The 12535-nt window shown below is 41.3% G+C and carries 11 protein-coding genes; 4 read left to right on the plus strand and 7 right to left on the minus strand.

Features of this window, described 5'->3' with window-relative positions:
• The first annotated feature begins 4 nt into the window (after nt 1–4).
• The 4 genes from DW173_RS00770 (at nt 5) to DW173_RS00785 (ending at nt 5349) form a co-directional block, all read left to right on the plus strand.
• Nucleotides 5–2164, plus strand: coding sequence for a S46 family peptidase (locus tag DW173_RS00770; protein ID WP_009040909.1), 2160 nt, complete (start codon nt 5–7; stop codon nt 2162–2164).
• Nucleotides 2165–4324, plus strand: a complete 2160-nt coding sequence (locus tag DW173_RS00775) for a S46 family peptidase (protein WP_120143414.1) — start codon at nt 2165–2167, stop codon at nt 4322–4324. It begins immediately after the preceding gene.
• Nucleotides 4325–4567: 243 nt separating this feature from the next.
• Entirely contained in the window at nt 4568–4867 is a 300-nt protein-coding gene (gene trxA / locus DW173_RS00780; protein WP_004315954.1) for a thioredoxin, read from the plus strand.
• A 17-nt stretch (nt 4868–4884) separates the two neighbouring features.
• Nucleotides 4885–5349 (plus strand): thioredoxin family protein, encoded by a 465-nt coding sequence (locus tag DW173_RS00785; RefSeq protein ID WP_008021783.1) that lies wholly within the window; start codon nt 4885–4887, stop codon nt 5347–5349.
• Between the two features lie 144 nt (nt 5350–5493).
• On the opposite strand, the gene DW173_RS00790 is transcribed toward DW173_RS00785, so the two are convergent.
• From DW173_RS00790 to DW173_RS00820, 7 genes are all read right to left on the minus strand, one after another.
• Nucleotides 5494–6129 carry a SagB/ThcOx family dehydrogenase gene (locus DW173_RS00790; RefSeq protein WP_008021781.1) on the minus strand — a complete coding sequence of 212 codons (636 nt, stop codon included), beginning with the start codon at nt 6127–6129 and terminating at the stop codon, nt 5494–5496.
• Nucleotides 6130–6223: 94 nt separating this feature from the next.
• Nucleotides 6224–6784 (minus strand): NADH peroxidase, encoded by a 561-nt coding sequence (locus tag DW173_RS00795; protein WP_004297333.1) that lies wholly within the window; start codon nt 6782–6784, stop codon nt 6224–6226.
• Nucleotides 6785–6806: 22 nt separating this feature from the next.
• Nucleotides 6807–7235 (minus strand): Fur family transcriptional regulator, encoded by a 429-nt coding sequence (locus tag DW173_RS00800; protein WP_004312036.1) that lies wholly within the window; start codon nt 7233–7235, stop codon nt 6807–6809.
• Nucleotides 7236–7476: 241 nt separating this feature from the next.
• Complete coding sequence (locus DW173_RS00805; RefSeq protein ID WP_225472761.1) at nt 7477–7971, minus strand: lipocalin family protein; 495 nt, start codon at nt 7969–7971, stop codon at nt 7477–7479.
• A 21-nt stretch (nt 7972–7992) separates the two neighbouring features.
• On the minus strand, nt 7993–8754 hold the full coding sequence (locus DW173_RS00810) for a DUF1573 domain-containing protein (protein WP_049703397.1): 762 nt from the start codon (nt 8752–8754) through the stop codon (nt 7993–7995).
• Nucleotides 8755–8762: 8 nt separating this feature from the next.
• On the minus strand, nt 8763–10826 hold the full coding sequence (locus DW173_RS00815) for a S8 family serine peptidase (RefSeq protein WP_087318199.1): 2064 nt from the start codon (nt 10824–10826) through the stop codon (nt 8763–8765).
• Between the two features lie 7 nt (nt 10827–10833).
• Nucleotides 10834–12534 carry a BACON domain-containing protein gene (locus DW173_RS00820; protein WP_087318200.1) on the minus strand — a complete coding sequence of 567 codons (1701 nt, stop codon included), beginning with the start codon at nt 12532–12534 and terminating at the stop codon, nt 10834–10836.
• Between the last annotated feature and the right edge of the window lies 1 nt (nt 12535).

Genomic DNA, 12535 nt, shown 5'->3' on the forward strand with positions numbered 1-12535 from the left:
AATAATGAACAAACTAAGATTTTATCTGGTAGCGCTGGCTGCGCTTTTTGTATTTTCCGTTAGAGCGGATGAGGGTATGTGGCTATTGCAATTGATGCAACAGCAACATTCCATAGATATGATGAAAAAACAGGGATTAAAACTAGAAGCCCAGGACTTATATAATCCAAACGGCGTTTCTCTCAAAGATGCCGTAGGTATATTCGGAGGTGGATGTACGGGAGAAATTATCTCACCCGAAGGTTTGATTCTAACCAATCACCACTGTGGCTACGCATCCATCCAGCAACATAGTAGTGTTGAGCACGATTATCTGACAGATGGTTTCTGGGCTACTTCCAGAGACAAGGAGCTTCCTACTCCGGGACTGAAATTTACATTTATCGAACGTATCGAAGATGTTACAGACATTGTCAATGCCAAGATTGCGGCAAAGGAAATCACCGAATCCGAATCATTCAGCAATACATTCCTTCAAAAGCTGGCTCATGACCTTTATTTCAAAAGTGACCTGGCAGACAAAAAAGGAATTGTTCCGCAGGCTCTTCCGTTCTATGCCGGAAATAAATTCTATCTTTTCTATAAGAAAATATATCCGGATGTACGTATGGTAGCTGCTCCCCCCTCTTCTATCGGTAAGTTCGGTGGCGAGACAGACAACTGGATGTGGCCGCGCCATACCGGCGACTTCTCCATGTTCCGTATCTATGCTGACGCGAACGGTGAACCGGCAGAATACAGTGAAAACAATGTTCCCCTGAAAACAAAGAAACATTTGTCTATCTCTATCAAAGGGTTGAAAGAAGGAGATTACGCAATGATTATGGGATTCCCCGGAAGCACGAGCCGTTACCTGACTGTATCAGAGGTGAAAGAACGTATGGAATCGGAGAACGACCCGCGTATCCGTATTCGTGGCGCTCGTTTGGCTGTCCTGAAAGAAGTGATGAATGCCAGTGACAAAATCCGTATTCAGTATGCTAACAAGTATGCGGGTTCCAGCAATTATTGGAAAAACTCCATCGGTATGAATAAAGCCATCATCGATAATGATGTGTTGGGAACGAAAGCTGCACAGGAAGCTAAATTCGCAGAATTTGCAAAGGCACAAAACAATGCCGAATATGCGGCAGTCGTGAAGAACATCGATGACCTGGTAGCTAAAACAACCCCTCTCAATTATCAATATACTTGTTTGAGAGAGACTTTCTTCGGAGCTATCGAATTTGGTAATGTCATGTTATCTAAAACGCGTGAAGCATTGCTTGAAAAGAACGACTCTGTGATCGAAGCACGTATGAAAGCGCTGGAAAGCACTTACGAAAGTATCCATAACAAAGATTATGACCATGAAGTAGACCGCAAAGTTGCTAAAGCATTGTTCCCGTTATATGCGGAAATGGTTCCGGCTAACCAGCGTCCGTCTATCTACAAAGTAATTGAGCAGAAATATAAGGGCGATTACAACAAGTTTGTTGATGATATGTACGACAACTCTATTTTTGCCAACCGCGCAAACTTTGAGAAGTTTACAAAGAAGCCGTCAGTGAAAGCAATCGACAACGATCTTGCATTGCAATACTGCCAATCTAAATATGACTTGATGGATAAACTGGTTTCCCAGCTCAAGGACATGGATCAGGAACTGGCTTTGCTGCACAAAACTTATATTCGTGGTCTGGGCGAAATGAAATTGCCTGTACCTTCTTACCCGGACGCAAACTTTACCATTCGTCTGACTTATGGTAACGTGAAACCATACGATCCGAAAGACGGCGTACACTACAACTATTACACCACCACTAAAGGAATTCTTGAGAAAGAAAATCCGGAAGACCGCGAGTTCGTTGTCCCCGCCAAACTGAAAGAGCTGATTGAGAAGAAAGATTATGGCCGTTATGCTTTACCGAACGGTGATATGCCTGTCTGCTTCCTGTCCACCAATGACATCACCGGTGGTAACTCCGGCAGCCCGGTATTGAATGAAAACGGAGAACTGATCGGTTGTGCTTTTGATGGTAACTGGGAATCATTGAGCGGTGACATCAACTTCGACAACAACCTGCAACGTTGCATTAACCTGGATATCCGTTATGTCCTGTTCATTCTGGAGAAGTTAGGCAACTGCGGACACCTGATTAATGAAATGACAATCGTAGAATAAATGAGAAAACAAATCCTATTTGTCCTATTTTCACTGGCAACTCTTAGCATCCACGCCGACGAAGGCATGTGGATGCTAACCGATCTGAAAACCCAGAACGCAGTTGCCATGCGCGAACTCGGTCTTGAAATTCCGATCGAAGAAGTATATGACGCGAACCGTCTTTCTCTGAAAGATGCTGTGGTACACTTTGGAGGAGGATGCACGGGAGAAATTATCTCTTCCGAAGGACTGGTACTGACGAATCACCACTGTGGTTATGGAGCTATCCAGCAACACAGTAATGTAGAACATGACTACCTGACAGATGGTTTCTGGGCTATGAATCGTGACGCGGAACTTCCTACTCCGGGATTGACCGTTACATTTATCGACCGGATTCTGGATGTGACCGATTACGTCAATGAGCAACTGAAAAAAGATCCGGACCCGGAAGGTGTTAACTACCTGTCACCAAGTTATCTGGACACCGTGGCAGAACGTTTCGCCAAAGCAGAGAACATAGAAATAACTCCTGCAACAAAACTGGAGCTCAAGGCTTTTTACGGAGGAAACAAATATTATATGTTCATCAAAACGGTGTACAGTGATATTCGTATGGTAGGCGCTCCTCCTTCTTCCATCGGCAAATTCGGTGCAGATACCGACAACTGGATGTGGCCTCGTCACACAGGTGACTTTTCCCTTTTCCGTATTTATGCGGACAAGAACGGAAAACCAGCCAAATATTCAAAAGATAACGTTCCTTTGCAGGTAAAGAAACACCTGAAAATCAGCATTGCCGGAGTTCAGGAAGGAGATTTCACCTTTGTGATGGGATTTCCGGGACGTAACTGGCGATATATGATTTCCGACGAAGTGGAAGAGCGGATGCAAACGACCAACTTTATGCGCCAGCATGTACGTGGAGCCCGTCAGAAAGTACTCATGGAGCAAATGCTGAAAGATCCTGCCGTACGTATTCATTATGCGAGCAAATATGCTTCATCAGCCAACTACTGGAAGAATGCCATCGGTATGAATGAAGGACTGGTACGTCTCAACGTACTGGATACCAAACGTGCGCAACAAGAGGAATTATTAGCCCGTGGCCGTGAAAAAGGAGATGATTCATACCAGAAAGCTTTTGATGAGATTCGTTCTATTGTGGCTCATCGCCGTGACGCGATCTATCATCAGCAGGCTATCAATGAAGCATTGGTCACCGCCCTTGATTTTATGCGCATCCCTTCCACGATGGAATTGGTTGCCGCTCTGAAATCAAAAGATAAGGAGCAAATAAAAGAGGCGAAGCTAAAATTAAAGCAAGAAGCTGATAAGTATTTTGCTTCTGTCCCCTTCCCCGAAGTAGAACGGATGGTTGCCAAAGAGATGCTGAAAACTTATGCCAACTATATTCCGGAGGAACAACGAATCAATATCTTCGAAATCATCAATTCCCGCTTCAAGGGAAGTATCGATGCCTTCGTCGATGCTTGCTTTGAACATTCTATTTTTGGCAATCCTAAAAACTTTGAAAAGTTTATCAAGAAACCAAGTTTGTATAAAATAGGATATGACTGGATGATATTATTCAAATATTCTATTACCGACGGGATCCTGAAAACAGCCATTGCCATGAAAGAAGCCAATCAGAACTATGACGCTGCTCATAAAGTATGGGTGAAAGGCATGATGGATATGAGACAGGAAAAAGGTACACCTATTTATCCGGACGCCAATTCAACTTTACGTTTGACCTACGGCCAGGTACTTTCTTATGAACCCGCTGACGGTGTTGTGTATGATGCTCATACCACCCTCAAAGGTGTAATGGAGAAAGAAGATCAGGGTAACTGGGAGTTTGTAGTGCCTCAAAAATTGAAAGAACTGTATAAATCCCAGGATTATGGACGCTATGGTAAAAACGGTGAAATGCCCGTCTGCTTTATTGTAAACACCGACAATACAGGAGGAAATTCCGGTAGCCCGGTATTTAACAGCAAAGGCCAATTGATAGGAACTGCTTTCGACCGCAACTTTGAAGGTTTGACAGGAGACATCGCTTTCCGTCCTTCCTCACAACGAGCCGCTTGCGTCGACATCCGCTATACCTTATTTATTATCGACAAATATGCGGGAGCATCTCATATTATTGATGAATTGACTATTGTGGAATAAACAGAAGAATCATTTATAAAGAAAAAATGGATAATGAAGCCTGATGGATTTACATCGTCGTTCATTATCCATTTTTCTTTTCAACTTATCCTCATTCAGACAAACTCCTCCTAATTACTATTTCACAAATCTTACGATTACTATTGCATGAACAAAAACGACTTTTTTTCGTTATTATAATAAAATAGGATTTATATTTGCAGTCTCCAATGACTGCTATTTAACTCTAAGAAAGGAAAGATTATGGAAAAGTTTGAAGATTTAATACAGTCACCGGTACCGGTTTTAGTTGATTTCTTTGCAGAATGGTGTGGACCCTGTAAAGCTATGAAACCAGTTTTAGAAGAACTAAAATTAATTGTAGGAGATAAAGCACGTATTGCAAAGATAGATGTTGACCAGCATGAAGACCTGGCTACTAAATATCGCATACAAGCTGTCCCGACCTTTATATTATTTAAAAACGGAGAGGCTGTCTGGAGACATTCCGGCGTAATCCATAGCAGCGAGCTGCAAGGGGTTATTGAAAAGCATTATAGTTAAAAAGATAAAGATAACGAATGAAGAAAGTATTAGTAGTGGTAGCCCTTGTCATGGTAAGCGTGATTGTATACGCTTTCAATGACAGCGGGGAATCCAATCAAGGCAAAAAAGAGGTAACAGGTAACGGTGAAGTCGTCGTAATGGACAAAGATATGTTTCTGAAAGACGTCTTCGATTATGAGAAATCAAAGGAGTGGAAATACAAAGGCGACAAGCCCGCCATCATCGATTTATATGCAGACTGGTGCGGACCTTGCCGTCAGACAGCTCCTATCATGAAAGAACTGGCAAAGGAATATGCAGGGAAAATTGTCATCTACAAAGTTAACGTGGATAAACAAAAAGAACTGGCAGCTTTGTTTAATGCTACAAGTATTCCATTGTTTGTGTTCATTCCGATGAAAGGGGATCCACAGCTTTTCCGTGGAGCTGCTGATAAAGCAACTTACAAGAAAGCGATTGATGAATTTCTCTTGAAATAATGAAGAAAATATAGTGACGGTATCCGGTCAGGATAGTGACGCTATAACAAGCAAAGAGTGACGGTATCCGATAGAGATAGCGTCACTCTTTTTTATAGGCTTATAAATCTTCTTTATACGGCTTATAAGTCTTCCTGCGAATCCTTATTTGAAGTATCCTACAGGATGATTCATCATTGGCATCTGACTATCTTTCAATTTCAAAAATTTCTTTAGCTGCTCATTGTCCATCGAAGCACGTGGTACTGTTGCCAAGTTAGCAGCAGAACAAAAGATTGAAATATTTTGGGAAACAATACCGGCATCCATAGCCCCCATCAACTGGCTGCGTGGACTTTTGGCATCACCAAACCGAGAAAGATCGCTGATTAAAACCAATGATACCGGAGCTGTTTTCACAAACGCCTGACCACCTGCCACTGCACCACGATAATCTCCCGCAGCTATCAGTGTCAACTGATGATTTTTAGCATCATACAGATAACTTCCTTCAGGCAACACTACATATACATCCACATCCTGTTTATTCAACGCTGACGGAGCGGTTCTCATTCCGGATTCCTTACGATTTATTCCATTAGCAGCCCACAACAAATCAGACAGATCAGCCAGGCTCAATGCTTTCGAAGCATATTCGCGAGTTGAATGTCGTTCAGACAATGCCTTCATCACCGCACCAGTGCGGTTTAAATTAGGCTTCGGCAATTTAATCACCTTATCAGCAGCAAAGGCAGCCGCTGAAAGCATTAAACAAACTAACAATAGTTGTACTTTTCTCATAACTGTGGTATTTAAAAATTGATAGACAAATATAAATAAAAAAGGTCTGTATTCGTTGTGGAATACAGACCTTTTAAGAGTTTATTAGGCTTAATTATTTCTTATCACCGAAATAACGGTTGTATAATCCTTCAAAACCTTTACCGTGACGAGCTTCGTCTTTGCACATTTCGTGTACAGTGTCATGGATAGCATCCAGGTTCAGAGCTTTAGCACGAGTTGCAATGCGTTTTTTGTCTTCACATGCACCTTGTTCAGCGTCTTTACGTTTCTGCAGGTTAGTTTTAGTATCCCATACGCAGTCACCCAACAGTTCTGCAAACTTAGCAGCATGTTCAGCTTCTTCCCAAGCGTAACGTTTGAAAGCTTCAGCTACTTCAGGATAACCTTCGCGGTCTGCCTGACGGCTCATGGCCAAATACATACCAACTTCAGTACATTCTCCCATGAAGTGATTGTTCAGGTCCTTAATCATTTCTTCGTCACAACCTTTTGCAACACCGATAACGTGTTCGTCAGCAAAAGACAATGCGCCACCTTCTACTTCAACAACTTCTACGAACTTGCTGGCAGGAGCTTTACACAATGGACATTTCTCAGGAGCTGCGTCACCTTCATGAACGTAACCGCATACAGTACATCTAAATTTCTTCATTTTCTTCTCAATTTTAAATTAATTAGTCAATACGTGTTTCTTTATCTTTACTTAAGCAATTCTTGCAAATACCTTTATAATAATAATGAACTTCCGATACCTGATGACCATCCATTTCCAAATTTTCCACTTGTTTAATCGCTTCCGGACATTCCAAGTCATAAATATGTCCGCAACGTTTGCAAAGGAAATGGGAATGTACAGAAGTATCCGCATCAAAGTTTGTATTCTTTTCGTCAATCGTAAGCATTAATGCCGCTCCCTGTTCGGAAAACAATTTCAAAGTATTATAGACCGTTGTCTTTGAAAGTGTCGGCATTGAAGGAGACAATGCTGTGTAAATATCATCAGCCGACGGATGAATCGGATGCTCCATCAAATATTCCATGATAGCGATGCGTTGCATGGAAGGCTTGATATTATGCTCTAATAATCGATCGTATGGTTTCATTATCTTCCTTTCTTTTCAAAGTTGTATTCATTACAATTATAAATCTAATGCAAAGATAAGAAGTCTTTATTTTATTTCCAAATAAATCTTTGATTTTATTTGTGCGGTCTTGTACCAATAAAGATAAATACAAAAATAAAAACCGTTTAAATACAAAGATTTGCTTAAACGGTTTTATTATAAAAAGATGCCCCAATTTTCAAGAAAATCTGATGGCAATAAAGTAAGAAACAGAATACAACTAGAATGAAGCTCTTGTTCCGGCTATGATATCTGCCGGAACTTCATTACAACGAGTATAAACTTTCATTTCTCCCATATCTTCTTTGGCAGTCCATATCATCGAAGTATCAGTCAACCCCGAAACAATGTATGAATATTCCCATTCATCATCCGTATCAAGCTGATAATAGTAAGTACCGCTAATAATATCTCCGTAATCATCTTCTTTACTCAAAAGAAAAGAACCGGGAATTTGCTCAGATGTAGCACTGTTGAGATTCGTATAAATAGTGTAAGAACGTTTTCCGTCTTTTCCCTTCCGATCAAACGTTATATAATAGTAACGTGTGTCACCTTCCAGGTTTTCTCCATTCCATTCACTCAATCGCCAGCTTCCTGCGATATTCGCATAATTTACATCCTTAGTATCAGGAAGCTTTACTTCATCATCATCCCCACATGACACAAACAGCATCGTGGTGAGTAGTAGCATTATTCTGAATATATTTTTCATATACATATTTTATATTATTTATTATTGTAACAATAATTTCACTTGTACTGTCCGTTCAGAAGGGCGTACTGAAATGCCGTCCAAGACCAAACAAAATGTAATTTCATTCTTTTGAGGCAACAAACTTCTATCAATAGAAAGAATCATGTCGGCTTCCGTTTCCGGAAGAATAACTTTCGGCTCTGTTCGAAAACGAATGTATTCCGGCAGCATCAAGGCTGACAAATTTAAAGGTTGCTTTCCTGTATTGACACAAATGAATCTTTCCACTTGCATTCCTTCTCGAGAAAGCACTCTAATCTGCCATTCTTTCCGTTTCAGTCGCAATGTATTCCCAATAGCTACGGGATATCCCTTCCATTGGTCGCTGGTAGGTGATACCTTGCCAGTAAGTACCAGCCTGATCATCGGTTTCTTTCCGGAGAGATCGGTATAGACAAATGCTTCCCGATACAAATCACCAGCCTGATCCTTAGGATGAAAAATCAAATTGATTTCTCCCCGTTCCCCCGGTTGTACCAAGTCTTTATTACACTTGGCTACCGTACAGCCACAGGAAGTAGTCAACTTAGAGATACGCACCGTTTTTTTACTTACATTACAGTATTTAAAATGATACGTTACTGGCGCATCGTCTTCCGACAAAGTCCCTATATTGATTGCAGTACATTCAAACTGCAAGACTTGCTCCCCTCCTGTTTCCTGCGCAAAACTATGCGCAGAAGACAGAAGAAAGAAAAAGAACAGTCCATACTTGATGGCTCCGGTAAAGTATCGTTTCATAATCACATTTACAACCAACTATCGTTTTTACGAACAGTAATAAAGAAATCTTGCTTGGTACCGTCAGTCGCCGTAACGGTAGCTTTCGTAGAACCCACTTTCAATCCTTTCAAGGTGAAAGTAATGTTGTCTTCCGCAGTGAGAAAAACAGCTATCGAGCTATCATCAACTTTACATGAGAAAGTCATATTCTCTCCATTCTTAAAATAACGGGAGTAATTGATCTTACTTGTACCACCAACGGACACATACATATTGGGAACAGTCATCTCGACACCTCTGCCCTCAACAGCTTTCAATAACTGATAGGCATCAATCAGTCCTGTACCCATATTACCTGTATAAGCAGCAGGTTCCATCTGTCCGGCTGCAATTTGGCCAAATGAAGCATTTGTGTACCAATATACTTTCATTTCCGTGAAATATGGTTCTACCGGCTTGACAGATTCCAATATCATTTTACGGAATTCATCTGCACGAAAATGACGATGCAATTTGGCAGCATAAGAAAGTCCCAGTGCGGCTACTCCCGAAACATGTGGACAAGCCTGTGACGTTCCTTCCATGTATCCATAATTCCCACCATCTTCACTGGCAGAAGATGGTATTGTGGAATATATTTTACCTTTGGGACTCTGATGATAATCACTGTCTCCACCTGGAGCACAGATAGAAACTCCATGCGCATAATTAGAATAACTGGATGGAGTACCATCGGCTGCTACGGCCGCTACCGAAATATAATCAGGATAAGCGCCCGGATATCCGGCCATAGCTGCATATTCATTACCTGAAGCAAACACGATGATACCTCCGTCTATGACATCATTTGGCGAGCCGGCATTATGAATAAAATAGTCAAAAGCCTCTTTCTCCAGCGGAGCACTGTCTACCCAGGCTTTATCAGAAGTATAACCCGGACTATATCCGCTAATGGGATTGGCAAGTCCCGAATTGTATCCCCAACTACACTGCAAAATAACGGCACCATTATCTGCTGCATATTTCACGGCTTTCGCTTCCTGATACAGGTTACATCCTTTAGAACCGGAAAACACCTGACAACTCATTATCTTTACACCACCTATATTACTAGCTTTATCCCCTCCTGCAATACCACTAATACCTTCACCATTATTTCTCACTGCACTGATAATCCCAGCCACATGAGTTCCATGTCCGGTATCATTCGGGTCATCATAAGAAATATAACCTTTATCATCTGTGAAATTGTAGCCATAACGGTCACCGGCATAACCATTTCCATCAGCATCTTCCTTTGAAGCAAATGTTTCGGCCTCATTCACCCACATATTCCCCTTTAAATCAGGATGATCATACATCACACCTTCATCAAGCACAGCTACGATAATGGAAGGATCTCCCGTACAAAGTTTCCAAGCTTCTCCACAATTTACATCAACCCCCGTTACAGCAGGTACTACCTTGTCACCCTTGTCATTCTTGTCTTCATTCTGAAGAATAGAACCATCATTCTTACACCCCCATTGTAGATTAAAATAGGTATCATCCGGTGTGACATTTATGGCGCGAGTGTTACGCATCACATGACTCATTGCTTGTTTGGTGAGAACTGTTGCCCGCACATTAGGATCGTATGAACGTTGGATAATATGGCTAAATTGGACTTTCGCCACATCTGCTACCTGCGACAAATCTTTAGCCACCTGCTCCAAATTCGTATCTTCATCAAAATGGATAACATACCAAAGATTCAGTCCTGCCTTGCGGGTGCGTTCTTCCGTGCGGTTATCTATCGGGAAAATACGCTCCAATTTATGAGTACCGATTCGTTGTAGAATTATATCCATATCCGAAATTCCCGAACGGGTCATCGCACCTCCGATAGAGCGAGTTACAGCAGCATCCAAAAAGGATGCCGCTTCCGGTTTGAATTTTACCATTATTTTTCCCTGGCTCGCTCCCTCGGGTAAATTAATAATTGGAGCTCCCTGTCCTGTATCAGGTTTCACTGTATCCATATCCCGGTCGGAACAGGATGTAAAAGTGATTGCTACAGCGGCTATTAGAATTAAATATATTCTTTTCATAATCAAATCAATATTCAGTTAATGTAGGTCTGGCTTTCGGATAACGCTCGTAAAACCATTCCAAATTAGAAGGTTCGTTCTTAAATCCCGGAACATTACCATTCATATCCTTTCCAGAATCCTGTGTATAAATCAAAGTGAACGGATCGAAACGTGCGAAACGCGGATGGTAAAGTAGCCATTCCGGTAAATCATCTCCCGACAAGAAGTTCAAGTTAATAGTGAACCTCTCGACATTAGGCAGAATCCTTGGAATAGTCTTTAATTTTTCCTTCACTTCATCGCTTGCACTGTTTAATGTATCGTTACTCTGAATATCTTCATCGGTATAAGCAGGAACTTCCGGTAAATGTGACCATGAATTAATGAATGTAGGTAATTCCCCATATATCAAATTATAGGATAATGACAACGATTTCAGTTTTTCCCACTTCAACAAGTTCTTAAAATTATAATTATTACTCGCATCAAATTTCAAGCCGAGATTTTCACGTGTATCGTTCAAATCTGTAATTGAACTGTATCGACGATTACCTGTCAAACTCAAATGAGTCAGTTCCGGGAAGTTTTTGGATTGTAAGTCAGACGGTATAGCCGTAAAGTTATTACTACTCAAATCCAATTTAGTTAAAATCTGACAAGATCCTTCTAATTCTGATTTTGAGATAGTTGTAATACCCATCGCATTTATTGTCAGATTCTTCAGATGCTGCAATCCCTTTAATGCGTTTCCAATCCTATAAGTAGCAGGAAGCAACTGCGTATTCGTGTTACTAGCAACAACCAATGTCTCCAAATATTTGATTTTACCGATTTCAGCAGGTAATTCCTCCTTTGTATTCAGCATTTTGAATTCAACAGAACGTACACGACCGATTTGTTCTGGAGTCACACCTTTATCAGTTCTCTCCCATACGGTTATGCCTGCCCAATAGTCAAGACGTTCGCTGGTATCCCAACTTATCATTGAACGCAATTTGGTACTTGCAATGACAATAGCAATGGAATCTCCCCGTCTATCATCTGTTATTTCCGGTGAAGCTTCCTGTTTTATAGTCAAAGCTACCTCTTTCTCCAGTTCATCTTCCTCGTTCACCGGAAGGAACTTAATCGAAGCGATTCTTTCTTTCGGATCCGTATTCATATCCCACTTAAATCGCATCTTGATGGTACGGGGACGAGCTCCATAATCCAAAGATATATCAGGTTGTCTTTTGGAAGTAGTCACCCAAGAGCCCATCAAAGGATAATCGACCTTGAATTTGACATTTGTAGTCACCGATATATCAAAATATCTTTTATCCTCGTTAGCCATACTGGCAACTTCCACTTCATATTTATCCAGACCTATCATCTTTCCATATCCGGTCTGATGTATTTTCAGTTCTTGCTTAGACTGTCCTTCCGGTACAAACGTCACGACAGCATGTCTCACATCATTAGAAAGTGTAGAATCCACTACAATCTCACAATTAGTGCTTCCGACACCATTAGCAGGCATCACCTTCACCCAAGGCTGGTTGACCTTTGCCACCCATTTAGTACCCGAAGCCACTTTCACCGACTCCATTCCACCTGTAGCACCCAAGGTGAACTCCTGGGCATCGATGGTGAAGCCAGAAATGCCTTCCTCATCCGAATCATCACAAGCAGCAATAAAACACAAGCTTGCAAAGAGGCATAAATATATTTTAAACAATGGTTTCATA

The sequence above is a fragment of the Bacteroides sp. AM16-13 genome (assembly GCF_003602705.1).
Taxonomy (GTDB): Bacteria; Bacteroidota; Bacteroidia; order Bacteroidales; family Bacteroidaceae; genus Bacteroides; species Bacteroides xylanisolvens.